Source organism: Paraburkholderia sp. HP33-1, assembly GCF_021390595.1.
Lineage (GTDB): Bacteria > Pseudomonadota > Gammaproteobacteria > Burkholderiales > Burkholderiaceae > Paraburkholderia.
Genome location: NZ_JAJEJR010000001.1, coordinates 1,280,172 through 1,303,637, shown reverse-complemented (window position 1 = coordinate 1,303,637; position 23,466 = coordinate 1,280,172). Strand labels below are relative to the sequence as shown.

At 65.8% G+C, this 23,466-nt stretch carries 16 protein-coding genes and 1 riboswitch; of the genes, 8 read left to right on the top strand and 8 right to left on the bottom strand.

Annotated elements, in window-relative coordinates; all coding sequences use genetic code 11:
• Positions 1 to 59 precede the first annotated feature (59 nt).
• From L0U81_RS05890 to L0U81_RS05875, 4 genes are all read right to left on the bottom strand, one after another.
• Positions 60 to 707, bottom strand: coding sequence for an NAD(P)-dependent oxidoreductase (locus L0U81_RS05890; RefSeq protein ID WP_233800781.1), 648 nt, complete (start codon positions 705 to 707; stop codon positions 60 to 62).
• 112 nt (positions 708 to 819) lie between these two features.
• Positions 820 to 1,269, bottom strand: coding sequence for an Rrf2 family transcriptional regulator (locus L0U81_RS05885; protein ID WP_233800780.1), 450 nt, complete (start codon positions 1,267 to 1,269; stop codon positions 820 to 822).
• A gap of 93 nt (positions 1,270 to 1,362) precedes the next feature.
• Positions 1,363 to 1,827: a hypothetical protein gene (locus tag L0U81_RS05880; protein WP_233804235.1), complete on the bottom strand. Its 465-nt coding sequence runs from the start codon at positions 1,825 to 1,827 to the stop codon at positions 1,363 to 1,365.
• 116 nt (positions 1,828 to 1,943) lie between these two features.
• On the bottom strand, positions 1,944 to 3,701 hold the full coding sequence (locus tag L0U81_RS05875; protein ID WP_233800778.1) for a sensor histidine kinase: 1,758 nt from the start codon (positions 3,699 to 3,701) through the stop codon (positions 1,944 to 1,946).
• Positions 3,702 to 4,132: 431 nt separating this feature from the next.
• Between L0U81_RS05875 and L0U81_RS05870 the strand changes: the two genes are divergently transcribed.
• The 6 genes from L0U81_RS05870 to L0U81_RS05845 all read left to right on the top strand — a co-directional run bounded on the left by L0U81_RS05870 (position 4,133) and on the right by L0U81_RS05845 (position 15,461).
• Positions 4,133 to 5,320 carry an ammonium transporter gene (locus L0U81_RS05870; protein WP_233800776.1) on the top strand — a complete coding sequence of 396 codons (1,188 nt, stop codon included), beginning with the start codon at positions 4,133 to 4,135 and terminating at the stop codon, positions 5,318 to 5,320.
• Between the two features lie 77 nt (positions 5,321 to 5,397).
• Positions 5,398 to 5,459: riboswitch (Fluoride riboswitch) on the top strand.
• Positions 5,460 to 5,531: 72 nt separating this feature from the next.
• Positions 5,532 to 5,912, top strand: coding sequence for a fluoride efflux transporter CrcB (gene crcB, locus L0U81_RS05865; RefSeq protein WP_233800773.1), 381 nt, complete (start codon positions 5,532 to 5,534; stop codon positions 5,910 to 5,912).
• Positions 5,913 to 6,382: 470 nt separating this feature from the next.
• Positions 6,383 to 7,228 (top strand): IclR family transcriptional regulator, encoded by an 846-nt coding sequence (locus L0U81_RS05860; RefSeq protein WP_233800771.1) that lies wholly within the window; start codon positions 6,383 to 6,385, stop codon positions 7,226 to 7,228.
• 392 nt (positions 7,229 to 7,620) lie between these two features.
• Complete coding sequence (locus L0U81_RS05855; protein WP_233800769.1) at positions 7,621 to 9,000, top strand: MdtA/MuxA family multidrug efflux RND transporter periplasmic adaptor subunit; 1,380 nt, start codon at positions 7,621 to 7,623, stop codon at positions 8,998 to 9,000.
• 23 nt (positions 9,001 to 9,023) lie between these two features.
• Complete coding sequence (locus L0U81_RS05850) at positions 9,024 to 12,158, top strand: MdtB/MuxB family multidrug efflux RND transporter permease subunit (RefSeq protein WP_233800767.1); 3,135 nt, start codon at positions 9,024 to 9,026, stop codon at positions 12,156 to 12,158.
• A 3-nt stretch (positions 12,159 to 12,161) separates the two neighbouring features.
• Positions 12,162 to 15,461, top strand: coding sequence for an efflux RND transporter permease subunit (locus L0U81_RS05845; protein WP_233800765.1), 3,300 nt, complete (start codon positions 12,162 to 12,164; stop codon positions 15,459 to 15,461).
• Positions 15,462 to 15,478: 17 nt separating this feature from the next.
• On the opposite strand, the gene L0U81_RS05840 is transcribed toward L0U81_RS05845, so the two are convergent.
• From L0U81_RS05840 to L0U81_RS05830, 3 genes are all read right to left on the bottom strand, one after another.
• Positions 15,479 to 15,943, bottom strand: a complete 465-nt coding sequence (locus L0U81_RS05840; protein ID WP_233800763.1) for a hypothetical protein — start codon at positions 15,941 to 15,943, stop codon at positions 15,479 to 15,481.
• Between the two features lie 67 nt (positions 15,944 to 16,010).
• A complete protein-coding gene (locus L0U81_RS05835; protein ID WP_233800761.1) occupies positions 16,011 to 16,574 on the bottom strand; it encodes a peroxiredoxin in 564 nt (187 codons plus the stop codon).
• A gap of 174 nt (positions 16,575 to 16,748) precedes the next feature.
• Positions 16,749 to 18,050 carry an EAL and HDOD domain-containing protein gene (locus tag L0U81_RS05830; RefSeq protein ID WP_442793386.1) on the bottom strand — a complete coding sequence of 434 codons (1,302 nt, stop codon included), beginning with the start codon at positions 18,048 to 18,050 and terminating at the stop codon, positions 16,749 to 16,751.
• 353 nt (positions 18,051 to 18,403) lie between these two features.
• Between L0U81_RS05830 and L0U81_RS05825 the strand changes: the two genes are divergently transcribed.
• On the top strand, positions 18,404 to 20,218 hold the full coding sequence (locus L0U81_RS05825) for a putative bifunctional diguanylate cyclase/phosphodiesterase (protein WP_233800760.1): 1,815 nt from the start codon (positions 18,404 to 18,406) through the stop codon (positions 20,216 to 20,218).
• A 95-nt stretch (positions 20,219 to 20,313) separates the two neighbouring features.
• On the top strand, positions 20,314 to 21,771 hold the full coding sequence (locus L0U81_RS05820; protein ID WP_233800758.1) for an HDOD domain-containing protein: 1,458 nt from the start codon (positions 20,314 to 20,316) through the stop codon (positions 21,769 to 21,771).
• A 121-nt stretch (positions 21,772 to 21,892) separates the two neighbouring features.
• On the opposite strand, the gene L0U81_RS05815 is transcribed toward L0U81_RS05820, so the two are convergent.
• Positions 21,893 to 23,245 (bottom strand): EAL and HDOD domain-containing protein, encoded by a 1,353-nt coding sequence (locus L0U81_RS05815; RefSeq protein ID WP_233800756.1) that lies wholly within the window; start codon positions 23,243 to 23,245, stop codon positions 21,893 to 21,895.
• Between the last annotated feature and the right edge of the window lie 221 nt (positions 23,246 to 23,466).

Sequence of the window (23,466 nt, the reverse complement as noted above, 5' to 3'; positions counted from 1 at the left end):
AACATGCGTAACCGAATGTTAGTACGCTTGCGCGGCCGGCGAATCCGGTACGCCAGACGTCAGTACGCGACCGTCGCGATCTGGCGGATGAAGCGGCCCTGCTCCAGCTCGTCGACGAACGCGATCGCGTAGTCTTCGGCCGAAACGCGGCTATTGCCGTCCGCGTCCGCGATCAGCGTGTTCGCGCCCGTGCGGAACTTGCCGGTGCGCTGGCCCGGCGCGATCAGCGCGGCCGGCGCGAAGAACGTCCAGTCGAGATCGGCGACGCCACGGTAGTAGTCGAACGCGTCGCGATGTGCAAGCGCGATGCCCTTGTAGGCGTCCGGAAAACCGTCGGTATCGACCAGTTGCTTGCCCGGCGCGACTTCGAGTGAACCCGCGCCGCCTACCACGACCACGCGTTTCAGCCCCGCCGCACGCGCACCTTCGACGAGCGCGCGCGTGGCTTTCGTCAGCGTCGCGAGATCGCCTTGCGGCGGTGCATAGGCGCTCGCGACCACATCCTGACCGCGCAGCGCCTCGGCAACACTCGCGGCGTCGAGCAAATCGGCCTTCGACGCCTGCAGATTCGCGACGCCGGCCGGCACGCGCGCCGGATCGCGCACGAGCGCCGTCACCTGATGCCCGCGACGCGCCGCTTCCGCTGCGATCCGCGAACCGACCATACCGGTCGCGCCAAACAAAGCGATCTTCAGTTGCTTGCTCATTTCGACACACTCCTCAGGTTGTCTTATATGTAATCATCACAGTTACATATAACGGGAAAAAAAGCGGGGCGCTCACCCCGTTCATTGATCTGGTACGCACGCGACGAAACGCTCAAGCACGGCGCTTGCGCTCGCGCTGCTTCTCCGAGCGCACGACATCAGCCGTCGCGTCGGCGAGCGTGCGCCCGACAAGCGTCGCTTCCATGGCCTGCTGCGCTTCGTCGATGATTCCGCGCAGCACGCCCTGGATGTTGCGCCCCACCATGCACGCGGGATTCGGCTCCTCGCGATGCAACGCGAACAACTGCGCGTCTTCCACCGCGCGATAGATGTCGAGGAGCGTGATCTGCTCGGGCCGCCGCGCGAGCAATGCGCCTCCACCGGCACCCATCTGCGACGTGGTGAGCCCGGCGTCGGAGAGCATGGCCAGAAGCCGGCGGATCAGCGCGGGATTCGTATTCACGCTGCCCGCAATCATCTCCGACGACAACGGCACGCCGCCCTGTAATGACAGCAGCGCGAGCACATGCACGGCAAAGGCAAACCGGCTACTCGTGTTCACAGCGAATCCGTCCCGCAACGACAATGTGTAACCATAGTAATTACATTTATTCGGGACGTCAATCCGCAAACCACGAACGGAACCCCGCGCAGGTCATTTGTCCATCTGCTTTTGCGCGTCGGGGGAATCGGGCGACACGGTCGATGAAGCCGACGTGCCCGCATTCTGCGCCGACCACGCCTGCAGCTTGCGCCCCGCCGTTTCGAGGCCCTGGCCCGTAATCGACGCGGCCTTGCCGAGCTGCGCGCTGGCCGCGCTCGCCGCGTTCTGCAGATTGGCCTGCGCGCTCGACGCGAGTGCAGACGGGTCGATCCTGATCGACGGCGCGGAGGCCGACTCGAGGTTCTGCTGTGCGGTATCCCTGGTCGCGTCGACCTGCTGGCCGACGTAGCTCGCGGCCTGATCGAGCTTCTGACCGGCAACCTGCGCGGCGTCGTTGAGCTTGCCCGCAACCTGGCCGGCCGACGCGTCGTTCTTCTGGCACGCGGCCAGCGCGCCGAACACGAGGACCACGACCGCCGCGCGGCGCAATAACGATGAGGAAAGGGATGAAATCATGATCAGGAAGGAGCCGCGCCGGGCGGCTCGCGCATGCGAAGAGGCGCCCATGATACCGCCGTTGCGGCGCGCGCCTGCTCAGAGCGCGACGGGTCTTGATCGGTTGCAGAGCGGGCCTACCGCGTGCTGATTCCTCGCACGGCATCGATCGAAGGCGCGGGCGACCCACTGCCTGCGCCCAGACCGGAACCCACCACGCCTTGCGCGCTCCCGCGCGCGCCGAGCGCGGCCTGTGCAGCGCTCGCCTCGGCGAGCGCAGGCGCGCCAGCCGCCGCCGGCTCCGAGCCCGCCGCGCCCGCCTCCGGCAACGACAGATAGAACGTCGTGCTTACCCCTTCCTTCGATTCCGCCCACACGCGGCCGCCGTGCCGCTCGACCATCCGCCGCACGAGCGCGAGGCCGATACCCTCGCCGGCCGCCGCATTGCCGTGCAGGCGCTGGAACGCGGTGAACAGGCGCGGCAGCGCGATGGCCGGAATGCCCAGGCCGTTGTCGCGCACGTAGAAGATCCTCAGCGAATGCACGCCCGGCGGCGCGGGCGTCGTGCCGATTTCGATGCGACCTTCGCGCGCCGGGTCCAGATAATTGAGCGCATTGCCGACGAGGTTCGCGAAGATCTGTTCGAGCGCGGTCGGGTCGCCCCATACCGCGGGCAGTTCGCCGACCGTCACGCGCGCGCGCCGCGCGCGAATCGAGCCCTGCATCGCATCGACGACGCGCTGCACGATGTCGCGCACATCGACCTTCTGACGCCGGTACTCGACACGCCCGACGCGCGACAGCCGCAGCAGCGCGTCGATGATGTGCGAAGCGCGCAGCACAGCGGTCTGCAGATAATGCAGCGCCTCGCCGATGTCCTCGTCGACGATCCGCTCGATACGCTCGCGCGTGCTCATCGCAAGCGACGAGTTGCGCACCGCGTCGCGCAACTCGTCGCACGCGCGAATCAGCTCTTTCGAAAAGCCCTGCAGGTTCACGAGCGGCGCGCGCAGGTCGTGCGACACGCTATAGATGAACATTTCGTTTTCCTGCGTTTGCTGACGCAGCGTTTCGTTGATCCGCGCGAGCTCGGCGGTGCGGCGCTCGAGGTCCGCGTGAAAGCGCGCCTCGATGCGCTCGGCTTCGAGCAGACGGCGGCTCGTCTCGTGCAAGGTCAGGTCGAGCCGCGCGATTTCATCGTGGCCCGCGCCGATCGGCGCGAGCGGCTCGTTGCCGGCGAGCCGCCCCGCGTTGTCGGACAGGAGCGCGAGACGGCCGCGCACGCCGCGCGTGAACATCCAGATAGCGAGCGCGACGAACAGCAGCGAGCCCAACGCGGCCGCGACGATCAGCGTCTGCTGCCGCGCGCGCGCGGCGGCGACCGTATTCGAACGCGCCGTGTCGAGGCGGCGCTCCTCGGTCTGGAACGCGGTGACCTCCAAACGGAAACGATCGAGCACGTCGGCCTGGGCGAGATCGCGGAAGCGCACGACAATCTCGTCGCGCCGCCCGGCGTGCAGCATGTCCTGGATCCGGTCCGACCACTGGCGGTACGCCTGCACCGCCTGGCGCACCTGGACCACGCGCTCGACTTGCGCGGGGTTGTCGGCGACGAGTTCTGCCAGTTCATCGATGCGCCGGTCGACATCCACCCACACGGCGACCGGCGTCGTGAAGCGGGTGTCGTTGGCGAGCACCGCCCCGCGCAGCGCAACCGATTCGGACAGCACCGGGTCGAGAATCCCGGTGGTCTGGCGCAGCACCTCCTCGCTATCCATCGCCCAGCGTTCGGCCAATGTCGCGTCGGCCTGTGCCTTCACGAGGCCGGAGAGCAGCGCGAGTTCGAAGACGGCCGGGATCGCGATCAGCAACAGGCCTTTAGTGGTCAGTCTCATGCGTGCGCATCTGGAGGAGTTGGCCGACGGATCAAGCGCGGGGTCGGCACATTATGTCGGCGTTTGTGCGCGAAGACAAAGAGGGGCACAAACCGGTCCATGCAGCGTCATGCGTTCGCCGGCCTCGCGCCAGAAATGGGCACCGGCGCGACCGGCAAGCATCTCAATGCGACAGGATTCCGAATAACACTGTAATTGAAATCGAATATTTCGCCCTTGTCTGGGTCATGCGGACCAAGAACATCGATTTATGCACTTTTCTTGTGCTTTGCCTCTCTTCGACGGTGCATGGCGCGATGGCGCCGCGCATCGCTCCAGCCGCTCGAAATCCCATCCCGGTGCCAGATTGCACCGCATCGACGCGACCCGCACAACTTTGGCCCGCTTCTTGCTCCCATATCGCACTTTTTTGGCGAAAGCGGGACATATCAATGGAAAGTCTGAAATACGGGGCCGACACGGAGTTTCTTCTGATCGGCGCCGCCATGGTGCTGGCGATGCACGCGGGGTTCGCATTCCTTGAGCTCGGCACCGTGCGCAAGAAGAATCAGGTCAATGCGCTGGTCAAGATTCTGGTGGACTTCGCGGTCTCGACGATCGCGTATTTCTTCATCGGCTACACGATCGCGTACGGCGTGCAGTTTTTCGGCAACGCCGCGTCGCTCGCCGAGCACAACGGCTATGGCCTCGTGCGCTTCTTCTTCCTGCTGACGTTCGCCGCCGCGATCCCCGCGATCGTGTCGGGCGGCATCGCCGAGCGCTCGAAATTCAATCCGCAGCTGTTCGCGACGTTCGTGCTGGTCGGGTTCGTCTATCCGTTCTTCGAAGGCATCGCGTGGAATCAGCGCTTCGGCATCCAGGACTGGCTCACGCATGCTTTCGGCGCGCCGTTCCATGATTTCGCGGGCTCGGTGGTCGTCCACGCGTTCGGAGGCTGGGTCGCGCTGCCGGCCGTGCTGCTGCTTGGCGCGCGCAACGGCCGCTATCACCGCGACGGCGGCGTCGCCGCGCACCCGCCATCGAATATTCCGTTTCTCGCGCTCGGCGCATGGGTGCTCACGGTCGGCTGGTTCGGCTTCAACGTGATGAGCGCGCAGACGCTCGACAAGATCAGCGGCCTCGTCGCGGTCAACTCGCTGATGGCGATGGTCGGCGGCACGCTGACCGCGTGGCTCGCGGGCCGCAACGACCCGGGCTTCACGTACAACGGTCCGCTCGCGGGACTCGTGGCCGTGTGCGCGGGCTCGGATCTGATGCATCCGATCGGCGCGCTGGTCACGGGCGGCATCGCCGGCGTGCTGTTCGTCTACATGTTCACCTGTGTGCAGAACCGCTGGCGCATCGACGACGTGCTCGGCGTGTGGCCGCTGCACGGCCTGTGCGGCGCATGGGGCGGCATCGCGGCCGGCATCTTCTGCATGCACGCGCTCGGTGGGCTGGGCGGCGTGTCGTTCGGCTCGCAGGTCATTGGCACGCTCGGCGGCATCGTCGTGGCGGGGCTCGGTGGCACGATCGTGTACGGCGTGATCCGCATGACGGTCGGTCTGCGGCTCGACCAGGAAGAGGAGTACAACGGCGCCGATCTGTCGATTCACAAGATTTCGGCGACCGCGGAGTAAGAAGCGGCGACCTGCGAGGAAAACGGGAGAGGCGCGGATCACGCGCCTGTCCCCAAATGTGCGCGCCGATGTTAGACTCCGCCGCTGGAGATGGCATTCTCCAATAACCGCCCTCGGGGCTGATGATGCCTGCTACGCCCGGTTATGCGGACGCGGCATCAACTCGCCCGCATCAACCGGTTTGTCGACATTCCGGTTTCGATCCTCTTCCATGTATTGGTCTTTTCTCGCGGTCGCGATTGGCGGCGCACTCGGCTCGCTGTTCCGCTGGTTCCTCGGCTTTCGCCTGAACGCAATCTTTAGCGACCTGCCGCTCGGCACGCTCGCCGCCAACGTGATCGCGGGCTACATCATCGGCGTGGCGGTCGCGGGCTTCGCGCGCGTGCCCCAGCTCGCGCCGGAATGGCGGCTGTTCGTCATCACCGGTTTGATGGGCGGCCTCTCGACGTTCTCGACGTTCTCCGCGGAGGTCGTGCAGCGCCTACAGGACGGCCGGTTCGGCTGGGCGGCCGGCGAAGTGGCAATTCACGTGAGCGCGTCGCTGATCATGACGATTCTCGGCATCGCGACGGTTTCATTGCTGGCGCGCTGAAAAAACGTCCACGAAATTATTTTAAGAAAGCCGTCGCCACAAATCCGCAAGCAAAGTCGTTGAGTTTTTATTGCGGCGATAATAAAAAAAAGGCGTCACGTTGCCGTGACGCCTTAAAAGTTCTAGCCATTCCGAGGGCCGTGCTAGAACCTGAGAGACGGTACTCAAAAGCCGCGCCGCCCATTGAATGAGCGATCGGTCCTGGATTCTGGGAATTTCCGCTCGCGTGCACCAAAATGCAGCCTGCGGAAGCGACTTTCGAAATGAGGTTCCATTTTTTATGGTTATGCTGATTAAGTCAAGCAAAACATGGGTTAGCGGCCGTCAATCGGAAAATTATTCCGATACAATGAGTTCTCTAAAACATATATAAAAATTCGTGCCCCGGTTTGGAGATGTCCGCGCCTGCGACAAGCAACCGTCAACAGGTTGCCGAACGAACAATTTGAAATACAGTTCCAAAAAACCGCATGAACCGATCCACGCCTAACCCGACCGAAACCGCCAAGGTCCAATCCAGCAAGGACAAGGACGGCCCGAGCGACGAAGTCACCGCGCTCGCGCGCGGCCTGACCGTGCTGCGCGCCGTCGCCGCCGCACACGCACCCCTCAGCAATCGCGATCTGACCGAGTTGACCGGCATCCCGAAGCCCACCGTGTCGCGCATCACCGCAACGCTCGTAGGCACCGGTTTTCTGGTGCGGCTGCCCGACAGCGAGCGCTTCGTGTTGACCTCGTCCGTGCTCGAACTGAGCAACGGCTTTCTGCGCAATTTCGACATTCGCTCCCGCGCCCGCCCCTTCCTGATCGAACTCGCTGAACGCACTGCGTTGTCGGTGCATCTCGCGGTACGTGACCGCTACGACATGGTCGTGATCGACACGATCCGGCCGCGTTCCGCGGTGCTCGTGTCGCGGCTCGAAGTCGGCTCGCGCATGAGCTTGACGCGCACCGCCGTCGGCCGGGCGTACCTCGCGTCGCTCGCGCAGCCCGAGCGCGACCGGCTGCTCGCCGGCCTGCAGACGGCCGAAGGCGACGATTGGGGCTATCTCGGCAGCCGTCTCGAAAGCGCGATCCAGGACACGCTCGAGCGCGGCTTCGCGATCGCCACCGGCGAGTGGTACGACGGCCTGAACGCGATCGCGCTGGGCTTCGTCGGGCCGTCGGGCGAGCGCTACGCCGTCAATTGCGGCGGCTCGGCCGACCAATGTCCGCGCGACTGGCTGATCTCGCGCGCAGCGCCCGCGCTACTCGAATGCATCGACAAGATCGTGCTGGAGATCGGCGGCACGCCGGGGCGCCGACTCGACGAATAAGATCTCGCCCGCAACGGGGGCCAAACGGGCGCCCCGTGCTGGCGCCCTGCTCTCGCCCGGCAATCCGCTGACATCCTGTAACCTTCGTAATCAAACGAAAAAATACGCGGGTGGACTGTTACGGACGCAGCAACGTACGATCACGCATCCCGTCGCGGGAACGCGTGCGCGGCGAGTCGTGAGCGCCGTCGAAAACGGCCCAGCCCATCTGTGATGATTCCGCATTGCGTTAACATCTCTGTCCCGCGCCTCGGGTAGCATCGCCCTGAACTTTCGCGGCGCTCGCTGCCACAACCGCCTGACATGCCGCCCATGTGCCGCGGCGCCGCACTTCGAATCGCGGCGTCTACATGAACGGCACACATCACCAAGCCAGCCACCTGACCGAACCGATGGACGAACAACAAAAGCACCCGGAAACCCAACGCCCCGTCGCGTCTCAACCGTCCGCGAGCGGCACGCAATCGAGCGCGCCCGGCACGGTGAAACGCCACCGTGGCCGCACCATTGCGCTGATCGTCGCGGTGCTGGTCGTGCTCGGCGTCGTGCTGTGGCGCTGGCATCCCTGGGGCGGCCCGGGCGCCGGTGCGAGCGCGCCCGGTGCCGCGAGCGGTGCGCGCGCTGGCCGCTTCGGCCGCGGCGGTCCGAACGCGATGCTTGACATGCCGCAGCCGGTGCACGTCGCCACCGCGACGCAGGGCGAGATGCCGGTCGTGCTGACCGCGCTCGGCACGGTCACGCCGCTCGCCACCGTCACCGTGCTGCCGCAGCTGAGCGGCGTGCTGCAGGACGTCTATTTCAAGGAAGGCCAGATGGTCAGGAAGGGCGACGTGCTGGCCCAGATCGACCCGCGCCCGTATGAGATTTCGCTGCGCAACGCCGAGGGCACGCTGGTGCGCGACGAGGCACTGCTCGCCACCGCGCGTCTCGATCTGAAGCGCTATCAGACGCTGCTCGCCCAGGACTCGATCGCGAGTCAGCAGGTTGACACGCAGGCGTCGCTGGTGCGGCAATACGAAGGCACGGTGAAGGCCGACCAGGCGAACGTCGACAGCTTCAAGCTCGACCTCATCTACGCGCGCATCACCGCGCCGGTGTCGGGACGCGTCGGTCTGCGTCAGGTCGATCCGGGCAACTACGTGACCTCGGGCCTCACCAACGGCATCGTCGTGATTACGCAGCTCGATCCGATCAGCGTGGTCTTCACGACGTCCGAAGACAACCTGCAGCAGATCATCCAGCACACGCGCAACGGCGAGCAGCTCTCGGCGACCGCGTACGACCGCAGCAACACCCATCCGCTCGAAGTCGGGTCGCTGAAGACGATGGACAATCAGATCGACACGACCACCGGCACGATCAGGCTGCGCGCGATCTTCGAAAACAAGGACAACGGGCTGTTCCCGAACCAGTTCGTCAACACGCGCCTGCTCGTCGATACGATCAAGGACGCGGTCATCGTGCCGACCTCAGCGGTGCTCAACGGCTCGATGGGTGCGTTCGTGTACGTCGTGAAGCCCGACAACACGGTCACCGTGCGCCCGGTCAAGACCGGCCCGGTCGACGGCGAGCGCACCAGCATCCAGTCGGGCCTCGCGGTCGGCGAGCGCGTCGTGACCGACGGTTCGGACCGTCTGCGCGAAGGCGCGAAGATCACGATTCCGGCCGAGCGGCCCCGTGGCGCATCCGACGCGCAGGGCGCCAGCGCCCCGGCGGCCGCCTCGGGCGCACACGCACGTCACGGCCGGCACGCTTCGCAAGCGTCGCAATAAAGTAAAGGCTCGGCACTTACCGCATGAATCCATCCCGCGCTTTTATTCTGCGTCCCGTCGGCACCGCGCTGCTGATGGCGGCGATCATGCTGGTCGGCCTCGTCGCGCTGCGCTTTCTGCCGCTGTCCGCGCTGCCCGAGGTCGACTATCCGACGATCCAGGTGCAGACCTTCTATCCGGGCGCGAGCCCGGAGGTGATGACGTCGTCCGTGACGGCTCCGCTCGAGCGGCAGTTCGGGCAGATGCCGTCGCTGAACCAGATGTCGTCGCAAAGCTCGGCGGGCTCGTCGATCATCACGCTGCAATTCAGCCTCGACCTGCCGCTCGATATCGCCGAGCAGGAAGTCCAGGCGGCGATCAACGCGGCGGGCAACCTGCTGCCGTCCGACCTGCCCGCGCCGCCGATCTACGCGAAGGTCAACCCGGCCGACGCGCCGATCATGACGCTCGCGATCACGTCGAAGACGCTGCCGCTCACGCAGGTGCAGGACCTCGCCGATACGCGGCTCGCGCAGAAGATTTCGCAGGTCGCGGGCGTGGGTCTCGTGAGCCTGTCGGGCGGCCAGCGCCCGGCGATCCGCATTCAGGCGAACCCGCGCGCGCTCGCCGCGTACGGCCTGAATCTCGACGACCTGCGCACCACGATCTCGAACCTCAACGTCAACACGCCGAAAGGCAATTTCGACGGCCCGACGCGCAACTACACGATCAACTCGAACGACCAGTTGACCGACGCCGACGAGTACAAGAGCGCCGTCGTCGCATACAAGAACGGCCGCCCGGTGATGCTGACTGACGTCGCGAGCATCGTGCCGGGACCGGAAAACACGAAGCTTGGCGCGTGGGTCGACAACACGCCCGCGATCATCCTGAACGTGCAGCGCCAGCCGGGCGCGAACGTGATCCAGGTGGTCGACAGCATCAAGGCGCTGCTGCCGCAGCTTCAGCAGTCGCTGCCCGCCGCGCTCGACGTGCAGGTCGTCACCGACCGCACCACCACGATCCGCGCGTCGGTGCGCGACGTGCAGTTCGAACTGGCGATGTCGGTCGTGCTGGTCGTGCTCGTGATGTACCTGTTCCTCGCCAACGTCTACGCGACGATCATCCCGAGCCTGTCGGTGCCGCTATCGCTGATCGGCACGCTTGCCGTGATGTACCTGTGCGGTTTCTCGCTCGATAACCTGTCGCTGATGGCGCTGACCATCGCCACCGGCTTCGTCGTCGACGACGCGATCGTGATGATCGAGAACATCGCGCGCTACGTCGAGGAAGGCGACACGGCGCTCGAAGCCGCGTTGAAGGGCTCGAAGCAGATCGGCTTCACGATCATTTCGCTGACGGTCTCGCTGATCGCGGTGCTGATCCCGCTGCTGTTCATGGGCGACGTGGTCGGCCGCCTGTTCCACGAATTCGCGATCACGCTCGCGGTCACGATCGTCATTTCGGCGGTCGTGTCGCTGACGCTCGTGCCGATGATGTGCGCGAAGCTTCTGCGCCACACGCCGCCGCCTGAAAGCCACCGCTTCGAGGCGAAGGCACACCAATTCATCGACTGGGTGATCGCACGCTACGCGGTCGCGCTCACGTGGGTGCTGAACCGCCAGCGCTCCACGCTGGTGGTCGCGGTGCTCACGCTGGTGCTGACCGGCCTGCTCTACGTGTTCGTGCCGAAGGGCTTCTTCCCGGTGCAGGACACCGGCGTGATCCAGGCGATCACGCAGATGCCGCAGTCCGTGTCGTTCGCGGCGATGGCCGAGCGTCAGCAGGCGCTCGCCCAGCAGATCCTGAAGAACCCGGACGTCGAAAGCCTGACCTCGTTCATCGGCGTGGACGGCAGCAACATCACGCTGAACAGCGGCCGCATGCTGATCAACCTGAAGCCGCGCGACGACCGCAGCAACACCGCGAGCGACGTGATCCGCCAGTTGCAGAAGGACGTCGCGCACATTCCGGGCGCGTCGCTGTACATGCAGCCGGTGCAGGACCTGACGATCGATTCGACCGTGAGCCCGACGCAGTACCAGTTCATGCTGACCGATCCGAACATCAGCGAATTCACGACATGGGTGCCGAAGCTGGTCGACCGGCTCAAGCAGTCGCCAGAACTTGCGGACGTGGCCACCGATCTGCAGGACAACGGCCGCTCGGTGTTCATCGAGATCGACCGCGCGACCGCCGCGCGCTTCGGCATCACGCCGGCCACCATCGACAGCGCGCTGTACGACGCGTTCGGCCAGCGCATCATTTCGACGATCTTCACGCAGTCGAACCAGTACCGCGTCATTCTCGAAGCGCAGCCGACGATGCAGCGCTACACCGAGTCGCTGAACTCGATCTACCTGCCCTCTTCCACGTCGTCGGGCGGCCAGGTGCCGCTGTCGTCGATCGCGAAGTTCATCGAGCGGCCCGCGCCGCTGCTCGTCACGCACCTGAGCCAGTTCCCGGCCACCACGGTGTCGTTCAACCTCGCGCCGGGTTCGTCGCTCGGCGCGGCCGTACAGGCGATCCAGCAGGCCGAGAAGGACGTCGGTCTGCCCGCGTCGTTCCAGACGCGCTTCCAGGGCGCGGCGCTCGCATTCCAGGCGTCGCTCGCGAACGAGCTGTTCCTGATCCTCGCGGCGATCGTCACGATGTACATCGTGCTCGGCGTGCTGTATGAGAGCTTCATCCATCCGATCACGATTCTGTCGACGCTGCCGTCGGCCGGCGTCGGCGCGCTGCTCGCGCTGCTGATCACCGGCCACGATCTCGACATCATCGGCATCATCGGCATCGTGCTGCTGATCGGTATCGTGAAGAAGAACGCGATCATGATGATCGACTTCGCGCTCTACGCTGAACGCGAGGAAGGCAAGCCGCCGCGCGAGGCGATCTACCAGGCGTGTCTGCTGCGCTTCAGGCCGATCCTGATGACCACGCTCGCCGCGCTGCTCGGGGCGCTGCCGCTGATGCTCGGCACCGGCGCGGGCTCGGAGCTGCGCCGTCCGCTCGGTATCGCGATCGCCGGCGGTCTGATCGTGAGCCAGTTGCTGACGCTGTTCACGACGCCGGTGATTTACCTCGCGTTCGATTCGCTCGGCCGCCGGCTGCGCGAGCGCTTTCACCGCGGCGATTCGTCCGGTAGCGCCACGCCGCCCGCCGCCGATGCAGGGAACTAGGCGATGAACCTGTCGCGTCCGTTTATTTCCCGCCCGGTCGCCACGACGCTGCTGGCGATCGGCATCGCGCTGTCAGGTATCTTCGCGTTCACGAAGCTGCCGGTCGCGCCGCTGCCGCAGGTCGACTTCCCGACCATCTCGGTTCAGGCGACGCTGCCGGGCGGCAGCCCGGAGACCGTCGCGACGAGCGTCGCGAGCCCGCTGGAACGGCATCTGGGCTCGATTGCCGACGTGACCGAGATGACGTCGCAAAGCTCGGTCGGCTCGACGCGCATTACGCTGCAGTTCGGCCTGAACCGCGACATCGACGGCGCCGCGCGCGACGTGCAGGCGGCGATCAACGCGGCGCGCGCCGACCTGCCCTCGAGCCTGCGCAGCAACCCGACCTACCACAAGGTCAACCCGGCCGACGCGCCGATCCTGATTCTCGCGCTGACTTCGAGCACGCTCACGGCCGGCCAGCTCTACGATTCGGCCGCCACGGTGCTGCAGCAATCGCTGTCGCAGGTGCAGGGGGTCGGCGAAGTGGACGTGAGCGGGTCGGCGAATCCGGCCGTGCGCGTCGAACTGCTGCCGCATGCGCTGTCGCATTACGGCATCGGCCTCGAGGACGTGCGCGCGGCGCTCGCCTCGGCCAACGCGAACAGTCCGAAAGGTTCGATCGAGTTCGGCGAGAATCGCGTGCAGCTGTACACGAACGACCAGGCGAGCAAGGCGTCACAGTACAAGGATCTCGTGATCGCCTATCGCAACGGCGCGCCGGTGAAACTCTCCGACATGGGCGAGGTCGTCGATTCGGTAGAAGACCTGCGCAACCTCGGCCTCTTCAACGGCAAGCACTCGGTGCTCGTGATCCTGTACCGGCAGCCGGGCGCGAACATCATCGAAACCGTCGACCGAGTGAAGGCGATGCTGCCGCAACTGCACGCGTCGCTGCCCGCCGACGTCGATATCGAGCCGACCTCGGACCGCTCCACGACCATTCGCGCGTCGCTGAAGGACACCGAGCGCACGCTCGTGATCGCGGTCGCGCTGGTCGTGATGGTCGTGTTCCTGTTCCTGCGCAACTGGCGCGCTACATTGATTCCGAGCGTGGCCGTACCGCTCTCGATCATCGGCACGTTCGGCGCGATGTACCTGATGGGGTTCTCGATCGACAATCTGTCGCTGATGGCGCTGACCATCGCGACCGGCTTCGTCGTCGACGACGCGATCGTCGTGCTCGAAAACATCTCGCGGCACATCGAAGACGGCGTGCCTCGCATGAAGGCTGCGTTCCTCGGCGCGCGCGAGGTCGGCTTCACGGTGATGTCGATCAGCATCTCGCTCGTCGCCGTGTTCCTGCCGATCCTGCTGATGGGCGGCATCGTCGGGCGGCTGTTCCGTGAGTTCGCGCTGACGCTGTCGCTCGCGATCGCGGTGTCGTTGGTCGTATCGCTGACCCTTACACCGATGATGTGCTCGCGCCTGTTGCGCGAGCCGCACGAAAAGGTCGAGGAAGGCCGCTTCGGCCGCTGGCTCGAACGCGGCTTCGCATCGATGCAGCACGGCTACGAGCGCACGCTCGGCTGGGCGCTGCGTCATCCGCTGTTGATCCTCATCGTTCTGTTTCTGACCATCGCGCTGAACGTCGCGCTCTATGTGATCGTGCCGAAGGGCTTCTTCCCGCAGCAGGACACCGGGCGCCTGATCGGCGGCATCCAGGCCGACCAGTCCACGTCGTTCCAGGCGATGAAGGGCAAGTTCTCCGAGATGATGGCGATCGTCGGCAAGAACCCGGCAGTCGACAGCGTGGTCGGCTTCACGGGCGGCCGGCAGACCAACTCGGGCTTCATGTTCGTGTCGCTGAAGCCGAAGAGCGAGCGCAAGCTGTCCGCCGACCAGGTGATCCAGCAGCTGCGTGCGCCGCTCGGCGACGTGGCCGGCGCGCGCACCTTCCTGCAGGCGGTGCAGGATATCCGCGTCGGCGGCCGGCAATCGAACGCGCAGTATCAGTTCACGCTGCTCGCCGATTCGACGCCCGATCTGTACAAGTGGGGGCCGAAGCTCACCGAGGCGCTGCAGGCCCGCAAGGAGCTCGCGGACGTGAACTCCGACCAGCAGCAAGGCGGCCTCGAAGCGATGGTGACGATCGACCGCGCAACCGCATCCCGCCTCGGCATCAAGCCCGCACAGATCGACAACACGCTGTACGACGCGTTCGGCCAGCGCCAGGTGTCGACTATCTACAACCCGCAGAATCAGTATCACGTCGTAATGGAAGTCGCGCCGCAATACTGGCAGAGCCCGGAGATGCTCAAGCAGATTTTCGTCAGCACCTCGGGGGGCAGCGCGAGCGGCGCGCAAACCACCAATGCGCCGGCCGGCACCGTGACGGCCAAAGCGGCGAGCGGCGGCACCGCGGCTACCACCACATCGAGCGCGGCCGCCATCGCGGCCGACTCCGCGCGCAATCAGGCGATCAACTCGATCGCGGCGAGCGGCAAGGCGAGCGCGTCGTCGGGTGCGGCGGTGTCGATCGCGAAGGAAACGATGGTGCCGCTGTCGGCGATCGCGAGCTTCGGGCCGGGCACCACGCCGCTGTCGGTCAATCATCAGAGCCAGTTCGTCGCGTCGACGATCTCGTTCAATCTGCCGCCGGGCGTGTCGCTGTCCACCGCCACCCGGGCGATCTACGACACGATGGCCGAGATCGGCATGCCGGCGACGATCCACGGCAGCTTCCAGGGCACCGCACAGGCGTTCCAGCAATCGATGTCGGATCAGCCGATCCTGATCCTCGCCGCGCTCGCGGCGGTGTATATCGTGCTCGGCATCCTGTACGAGAGCTACATCCACCCGCTGACTATCCTCTCGACGCTGCCGTCCGCCGGGGTCGGCGCGCTGCTCGCGCTGCTGCTGTTCAAGACCGAATTCAGCATCATCGCTCTGATCGGCGTGATTCTTCTGATCGGCATCGTCAAGAAGAACGCGATCTTGATGGTGGACTTCGCGATCGAGGCGTCGCGCCAGGGGATGTCGTCGCGCGACGCGATCCACCAGGCCTGTCTGCTGCGCTTCCGCCCGATCATGATGACCACGTTCGCCGCGCTGCTTGGCGCGCTGCCGCTCGCGTTCGGCAGCGGCGAAGGCGCGGAGATGCGCGCGCCGCTCGGTATTTCGATCGTCGGCGGCCTGATCGTCAGCCAGATGCTGACGCTCTATACGACGCCGGTCGTCTATCTGTATATGGATCGCATCCGCGTGCGCTGGGAAGCGAGAAAGGCACGCCGCGCCGGTGGCGCGGCGCCGACGTCGTCATGATGGAAGCAAGGTGGCGCTCAAAGCTTCTGCTCGATGGCCAGCGAGAAAATCCGCTGCCATCGGCGCGCCGCTCGCTCGTTCGACATCGGCACGAGCCACTCGCCGTGCCGTGCGTCCTTGACCTTTAGCGCGAGCCGCGACTGTGCGGCGCGGCCCTGTGCTTCGGCGCCGAGCAGATCCGCGAAGACATACGCGCCCTGCTCATCGCCGACGCGAATCTCGCAGAGCCGCTTGGCCGCCGCGAGGCGCACCGAACCCCAACTGCCCTTCAGCTCGTGCGTCCAGTCGCCGTCGCGCACGTTCGGCGCGACTTCGCGACGCCGCTGCCGCCAGTACGCGAGCGCACCGGCGACCAGCAACGCAGCCAGCACGGCCACGCTCTCCGCCACCGCCAGCCCGAAAGCGGCCTGCAGCCCATCAAAGGCGCGCACCGCACCGAACCCCAGCGCGATCAGCGCAATCAACGCAACGAGAATCGGCATCGCAATCTCATCCGATAAGAGGTTCTAGTCTGGCGCGAGCGAGACGCGATGCCGCGCGCGCGGCCCCTCACTGCCCCTTATGCACGGCCGCCCATTCCTTGAGCGCGTTCAGCGTGTTCTCGACATGCTTGTCCGGCGACAGGCTCGTGTACTCGTAGATGATCTTGCCGTCGGGCGAGATCACGTACGACACGCGATTCGCCATGCCGGCCTTCAGCGGCATGCCCGCGTCGTACGCGCTGATCACCTTCGCGTCGGCATCGGCCGCGACCGGGAATTTGCTGCGGCATTCGCTGACCGAAAACTTCGTCAGCGTATCGATGTTGTCGTGCGACACGCCGATCACCGACGCGCCGTACTTCTTGTACTGGTCGACCGCATCGGCGAACTCGTGCGCCTCGATCGTGCAGCCCTTCGTGAACGCGGCCGGATAGAAGTACAGCACGACCGGCCCCTTCTTCAGTTCGTCAGCCAGCGAATACGTGTAGGTCTTGCCGCCGAGCGAGACCTCGGCGGTAAACGTCGGCGCCGTGTCGCCGGGCTTCAGTGTTGCCGAAGCAAGCGGCGAATGCAGCGCGAATCCGAACGCCATCACGGCGGTCAGTGCCGCCGCTATGTGTTTTGTCTTCATCTGCTTCTCCATGCGTGAGCGCACGCGTTTGATCCGGTCCATCAAAGACAGCTTCGACCGGCTTCACAACGGCCGTCGCTGAACCGTCTATTGGACCACGGATGCGCACGCAACGTCAGCGCGCCGCGCGGACCACAAGCGAATCGAAAGCATGCGGCGCGCGAGTTCCGTGCATCAACCGACGGGCTCGGCCACATGCGCGCCGAACCAGGCCGCCGCCGACAGGTTCAGCTCCGACAGCACGTCGGGCGTCAGCACCGGGAAACCCGCCGCCGCCGCGACCGGCGCGGCGTCGCCGCCCTCGCCCGCGACCTCTGCGATCAGCAGCAGCGCGCCCAGTTCGCCCTTGCGCGCGACGATCGCCTCGCGGATCTGCGGCGCGAGGCCGAGCTTTTCGAGCACCGCGTCGGGCGTGCTGTCGAGCACGATGTGCACCAGCGAAAAGATGCCGGTCATAAACGCGGCGTCGGCGAATTCGCCGTCGGCCGGCCGCAGCCAGTTCGCGGCGAGCTCCATGAAGCGCGAGCGCGTCGCGGCCAGTTGCACGAGCGGATCGGCGCGCCACGGCAGGTCGCCGGTGTCCGCGTAGAGAAGCAGTTGCGCCCAGCGCGCGATCTGCCGCGTGCCGGTCGCGATGATCGCCTCGCGCAGCGACGCGATGTTGCGCCCAAGACCGAACGCGCTCGAATTGACGAGCCGCAGCAGTTGCACGACCACGCTCGGATTCAACTTCAGCTCCGCCTCGAGCTCGACGATGCCGGCGTCGCGCGACAGCAGCGCGAGCAGCCGCAACAGGCCCGGGCGCAGCGAGCGGTTGCGCGGCGTGGCCAAGACCTGCGGCTGCGCGAAGAAGTAGCCCTGGAACAGATCGAAGCCGAGCTCGTGGGCGAGCGCGAAGTCCTCACGCGTCTCGATCTTCTCGGCGAGCAGCGTCTTGCCGTGGCCGCGCACCATCGCCGCGAGCTTCGCGACCGTGCGGGGCGGCGTCTGCAGGAAGTCGACCTTGACGATGTCGGCGTAGGGCAGCATCGCGTTCAGCTCGTCGGACAGCTCGTGCACGTCGTCGAGCGCGATTTGGAAGCCGGCGCGGCGCAGTTCGCCGAGACGGCGCGCGAGCGACGCGTCATAGCGCACGGTTTCGAGGATTTCGAGCACGAAGCGCTCGGGCGGCATCAGATGGACGATGTCGCTAAAGAGCAGCGCGCGATCGATATTGACGAAGCCGCGATGCTGGCCGAGCACGGCCGGCACGCCGATTCCGCCGATCGTGCGCGCGACCACCTGCGCGGTGGCCTGCGCGTCGTCGTTGATTTCGGCGTAGTTGTACCTGCCCGCGCGAAACAGCAGCTCATACGCATGGAGCGCGCCGTCGCGATCGAGAATCGGCTGGCGGCCGACGTAGACGTACTGCGCAGCAACGTCCGGCTGCGCGTGCCAGGGGGAGCCGGCCAACTGGCCGGCGAAAGCATCACGCACCTCGACGTCCCGCAAGGCGGGGCGAAGGGGTCTGGCGGACCTGGCGACGGGGCGTTCGAATATGGATCATCGTTGCAAGGTTTGGAAAGGCTAGGCTGCGCGACGTCATGACCGTCGCGAAACTATGGACATTCGCCGGATTAACGGCCTCGAAGCGCCGTCACTTTAACCGATACGCCCCGGCCACGACACTCGGCTTCTCCTTACCAGATGTTTTTCTCATCTGGCCGCTAAAGATTTTCCTGCACGGGTCGTTATCTCGTTCTGATGGGGCGGCCTGCTACCTGCCGGCCGCCCCGGCCAACGGACAAGCAGCCCCGCCCGCGGACGAACCCAGGTTGCCAGCGACAGACATGGAAGCGAACACGATCACCGCGCCCCGCCGGGGCTCCTTGCGCACGGTCTTCGACCGGATGCGGGCGTTCGGCCGTCGCGACGACGACAACCGGCCGAGCAGCGCGAACCGCCCGCCCCCACTGGAACAGGTGGTCGGCGCCGTCGACCTGCTCGCCCACGTCGACGATGCGTTGCACTTCATCTACGTGTCCGACGCGAGCCTGCGCTTCATCGGCTATCACCGCGAGTACCTGAAGACCGCGACGCTGCACGATCTGGTCGCGCCCGCCGACGTGCCGCGCCTCGACGCGCTACTCAAGCAGGCAGCGGCCTCGGGCAACGTCGAGAAAGCGACGCTCGGGCTCGTCAAGTCGCTGACCTATCCGATTACGGTCGAGCTGCGCGTCGTGCGCAGCAGCCACGACGGCGTCGACGGCTACGCGGTCGCCGGCTTCGACGTGTCGTCGTGGCGCGCTACCGAAGAGCGCCTGACCCAGGCGTTGCATCTGGACCGGCTGACCAGCCTGCCGAACCAGGCGGCTCTGCTGCACGCCCTGCTCGACGAGCAGCAGAAGGCCGACGCGCATGGCACGCCGGTCGCGCTGCTGCTGCTCGATCTCGACGACTACCAGCGAGTGAACCGCGCGCTCGGCTACGACGCCGGCGACGAAATGCTGCGCGACACGTCGCGGCGCCTGCTGAACATGACGAGCCCGAACGAAACGATCGCACGCGTCGCAAGCGACGAGTTCGCGATCCTCGTGAAGCCGGCCGCGAGCCGCACCGATGCGGCGGCCGCCGCCGAAGCGCTGGCGCGGCGTCTGTTGACCGCGATCCAGCAGCCGTACGTGTTCAAGGGTCAGCAGGTGCACCTGTCGGCGAGCATCGGCATCGCGCTGTACCCGGACGTACGCCATGCGAACGACACCGCCGGGCAGGACGCGCACCTGTTGCGCTGGGCCGACCACGCGCTGTCGCAGGCGAAGGCCGCGGGCGGCAACACGTTCGCGTTCTACGTGCCCGACGACAACCCGGCCGACGCCGAGCGCCTGAAGCTCGAGGCTGACCTCTACGACGGCGTGCGCAACGGCGAATTCTCGCTACACTTCCAGCCGATCACGAGCAGCCGCACGCGGGGCGTGGTCGGTGTCGAGGCCCTGATCCGCTGGGCGCATCCGGTGCACGGCCTCGTGCCGCCGTCGATGTTCATTCCGCTCGCCGAGTCGATCGGGCTCATCAACTTCCTCGGCAACTGGGTGCTGAAGATCGCGTGCATGCAGCTGATCCAGTGGGACGCGAAGGGCATCCCCCTGCAGTACGTGGCCGTCAACGTATCGCCGCAACAGTTCCGCGATCCGCGCTTCAAGGATTCGGTGCGCGAGGCGATCGAGCTGACCGGCATCGATCCGCGCCGCGTCGTCTTCGAGATCACCGAGAGTCTGCTGATGCACGACCCGGCGCACGCGAAGGCGTTGCTCGAAGACCTGACCGCGATGGGCATCCGCTTCGCCGTCGACGACTTCGGCACCGGCTATTCGAGCCTTGCGTACCTGCAGCGTTTTCCCCTGGCGAAGCTGAAGATCGACCGGAGTTTCGTCGAGAATCTGCTAACCTCGCGAAACGATCAGGCAATCGTTAGCGCTGTCGTCGGCCTTGCGCAGACGCTCGATCTCGAACTGGTTGCCGAGGGCGTCGAAACGGAAGCGCAACGCGCGCTGCTCACCGAGATGGGCTGCGATCACATTCAGGGCTGGCTCGTCTGCAAGGCGCTGCCGTCCGAAGAACTCGCGCAGCGTTTCGAAATGCGCGAGCTTGAGTTGCACAGCGCGTAACGGGCGATGCAGACGCGACGCCCACGCAGCGGAACAAGCCGGCTCACGACCGGCACGGCATTCACTGGAACACGTATGGCTTTTGCGGGACTCACATGGTAAAGGCGGCAGTGCTCGACCGGCTCTGGACGCGAATGAGCGAGCGCGGCGATTTTCCGATGCTGTCGCAATCGCTGCGCAGCACCATGGCGGCGGTCAACAACGACGACCTGGACTTCACCGGCCTCGTGCAGGTGGTACTGTCGGATTTCGCGCTCACGCAGAAGGTGCTGCGGCTCGCGAACTCGGCGATGTACATGGCGTTCGGCGGCAACATCACGACCGTGTCGCGCGCGTTGATGGTGCTTGGCATGGACGCGGTCGGCCATCTGGTCGTCGGTCTGAAGATCGTCGATCACTTTCATCACAGCGCGCCGCGCCGCATCGACGCGAAACTCGAGCTGAACCGCACGCTGCTGTCGGGCTGCGTCGCCCGCAAGCTGACCGAGCGCGGCGACCTGCGCGCCGGCGAGGAAGCGGTGGTCTGCACGCTGATGCGGCAGATCGGCAAGCTGCTCGTCGTGTTCTATCTCGACGCCGAATGGGACCAGATTCGCCGCCATATCGAAGGCGGTGCGCTCGAAACCGACGCGTGCGTGCTCGTGCTCGGCGTCACGTTCGATGAAATCGGCGCCGAAGCCGCAGTGCGCTGGCGCCTGCCCGACACGATCCGCTCGGGCATGGGCGAGTTCGATCCGCAGGACGTGACGCAACCGCGCCAGGTACAGTGGCTGCGCGCGATCACCAATTACTCGACCGCGGTCGCGGACGTGCTCACGCAGCAGAACATGCCCGACTGGGAACGCGAGGCACGCATCGGCGAGCTTGCGCAGCAGTACAGCGGCGCGTTGAACACGGACCCCGACGTGCTGCTGCAGATGAGCGTCGCGCTGGCGCGCGAGGAAGGCGGCGACGGCGTGATGGCGGAAATCTCCGAGCTGCGCGCGAATGCCGATGCGATCGCGCGCGAAGCGCTCACGCCCGAAGCACGCATCGCGGTCGGCGTGAATGACCTGCGCGACCTGCCCGAGGGCAGCCCGCTCGCACCGGCGCTCGCGATGGCCGCGGAGACCGTGCTCGCGGGCCTCGGCTTCGCGCGCGTCGTGGTGTTCATCAAGCACAGCAACGGCACCTTCAGGGCGCGTCTCGGCCTCGGGCCGAAGATCGACGCGGCGCTGCCGCGGCTCACGTTCAACACCGCGTTCGAGCCCGACGTGTTTCATCTCGCGATCGCGAACTCGGTGGGCATCTTTATAGAGAATGCGCGCGATCCGAAGATGGTCGCGCGGCTGCCCGAGTGGTTCCGCCGCGCGTTCGACGACGCGCGTGCGTTCGTGCTGTTGCCGGTCCTCGACGAAACCGATCAGACCGTCGCGCTCATGTACGGCGACTGGTCGCATACGCAGGAGGCGCGCCGCATCTCACAGAAGGAGATGAGCGTGCTCAACGAAATGGCGCAGGAGTTAGGACGTTTTTTCGGCCAGGGGCAGATGCGGGAAATGGAGACGACGTGAAGACCTGGCGTGATCGTTGATCACCCTGCTTCACCCCCGTCCTTTCCGTGTTTGCCCGAAAACGATTGCGTTGATAACGCGCGGGACATCGAGCTTCAGGTTCGCGACGTTCCCGAACCGCTCAGTCCTCGATCCGCTCCAGCCCTTGCGCGCTGCGATCCGCGACACCGGCCCATGCGCCGGCCGCGAGGCCCATCCGCGCGACCTCTTCCACGGTCAATGGCGCAACACGCTCGCAGAGTGTCGCGATGCGCTCCCATGCGCCGCATTCGAGCGCTTCGACCGCGCTCAGCAGCACACCCAGCGTGCCCTCGCGATGCACGATCGCGGCCTGGATCGGTCGCGACAGCGTCAGGATGTTCAGCGTTTTTTCGAGCGAGCCGCCGAACACCGCATCGACGAACGAAAACACACCGGTCAGAAATGCCGCGTCGGCTTCATCGCGGCCCGCCTCGGGCATGCGCTCGATCGCAAGCTCCATGAAGCGCGCGCGCGCGGCCGCGAGTTGCAGCAGCGGATCGTCCTCGATCGCGACCTTGCGGCCGTCGGCGTAGAGCAGCAGTTGCGTCCAGCGCGCGATGCGGTCGGTGCCGGTCGCGTTGATCGCGTCGCGCAACGTCGTCACCTTGTGACCGACCGCGAGGCCGCTCGAATTCGCGAGCTTCATCAGATGCATGACGAGCAGCGGGTTCAGCTTCAGCTCGGCTTCGAGCTGCGCGACCGTCGGGTCGCCCGCGAGCAGTTGCAACAGATTGAGAAGCGCGTGGCGCGGCGCGCTGACACGGCGCGTCGCCGAGCTTTGGGCACGCGCGAAGTAATACCCCTGGAAGCGGTCGAAGCCGAGCTCATGCGCCGTTTCAAAGTCGGCCTGCGCATCGACACCCGATGCGAGCAGTAGCTTGCCCGCCGATTTCAGCACGCTCGCGAGCTTCGGCAGCAGCGCGCGCGGCGCGCGCGTGACGTCGACCTTGACGACTTCGGCGTACGGCAGCAGCTTCGCGAATGTCTCGTCGGGCTGCGTGACGTCGTCGAGCGCGAAGCGGTAGCGGCGGCCATGCAGATACACGATACGCGCGATCAACGCGTCGTCGACTTCGAGCGATGAAGGCAGTTCGAGCATGAAGCGCTCGGCTGGCAGTCTCAGGATCGCATCGTCGAGCAGCAGATCGCGGCTCACATCGACGTAGGCCGGATGGCCTGTCAGCGCGCCGAGCACGTCGCCCCGCACGAGGCCGCGAACGATCGCGCGCACGACGCGTTCCGCCGGCGTTGGCGCGCGGCCTGGCAAGGTATCGGCTTGCGATGCCGTGTGGTCCGCGTCGGCGAGCGGCAGCTCAGGCGCACGCACCTTGATCTCGTAGCCGCACAGCATGCCGTCCCGATTCAGAATGGGCTGCCGCGCAAAGCTGGCGACGAGCGACGCGTCGTCGGTCGTGCCGCTGTGGCTCAGAGTCTCGATTGCGATGGTGGTCATTCCAGTCCCCTGCTCAGCGCCGCTGGCGCCTGGCCGCTATGTTCTGTTTTTCGCTGCACGTCGGCGCATTTCCGTGACGGTGAAAGGTCCGTCGCGTGCGCAATGTGCCTCGCGATTTTATCGCAGCGCCATCAGGCGCGAGCAGCTTACGGGGCAATATCTTGAAATAATTGTCGAGCGTTGGCGACAGGCGCACAAAGCAGAACGGCCGCATAAGCGGC

What these genes read in the sequence shown, in the direction of transcription:
- L0U81_RS05890 (WP_233800781.1), bottom strand. Translation starts at nt 707, where the DNA reads ATGAGCAAGCAACTGAAGATCGCTTTGTTTGGCGCGACCGGTATGGTC.
- L0U81_RS05880 (WP_233804235.1), bottom strand. Translation starts at nt 1,827, where the DNA reads ATGATTTCATCCCTTTCCTCATCGTTATTGCGCCGCGCGGCGGTCGTG.
- L0U81_RS05875 (WP_233800778.1), bottom strand. Translation starts at nt 3,701, where the DNA reads ATGAGACTGACCACTAAAGGCCTGTTGCTGATCGCGATCCCGGCCGTC.
- L0U81_RS05870 (WP_233800776.1), top strand. Translation starts at nt 4,133, where the DNA reads ATGGAAAGTCTGAAATACGGGGCCGACACGGAGTTTCTTCTGATCGGC.
- crcB (WP_233800773.1), top strand. Translation starts at nt 5,532, where the DNA reads ATGTATTGGTCTTTTCTCGCGGTCGCGATTGGCGGCGCACTCGGCTCG.
- L0U81_RS05860 (WP_233800771.1), top strand. Translation starts at nt 6,383, where the DNA reads ATGAACCGATCCACGCCTAACCCGACCGAAACCGCCAAGGTCCAATCC.
- L0U81_RS05855 (WP_233800769.1), top strand. Translation starts at nt 7,621, where the DNA reads ATGGACGAACAACAAAAGCACCCGGAAACCCAACGCCCCGTCGCGTCT.
- L0U81_RS05850 (WP_233800767.1), top strand. Translation starts at nt 9,024, where the DNA reads ATGAATCCATCCCGCGCTTTTATTCTGCGTCCCGTCGGCACCGCGCTG.
- L0U81_RS05845 (WP_233800765.1), top strand. Translation starts at nt 12,162, where the DNA reads ATGAACCTGTCGCGTCCGTTTATTTCCCGCCCGGTCGCCACGACGCTG.
- L0U81_RS05840 (WP_233800763.1), bottom strand. Translation starts at nt 15,943, where the DNA reads ATGCCGATTCTCGTTGCGTTGATTGCGCTGATCGCGCTGGGGTTCGGT.
- L0U81_RS05835 (WP_233800761.1), bottom strand. Translation starts at nt 16,574, where the DNA reads ATGAAGACAAAACACATAGCGGCGGCACTGACCGCCGTGATGGCGTTC.
- L0U81_RS05825 (WP_233800760.1), top strand. Translation starts at nt 18,404, where the DNA reads ATGGAAGCGAACACGATCACCGCGCCCCGCCGGGGCTCCTTGCGCACG.
- L0U81_RS05820 (WP_233800758.1), top strand. Translation starts at nt 20,314, where the DNA reads ATGGTAAAGGCGGCAGTGCTCGACCGGCTCTGGACGCGAATGAGCGAG.
- L0U81_RS05815 (WP_233800756.1), bottom strand. Translation starts at nt 23,245, where the DNA reads ATGACCACCATCGCAATCGAGACTCTGAGCCACAGCGGCACGACCGAC.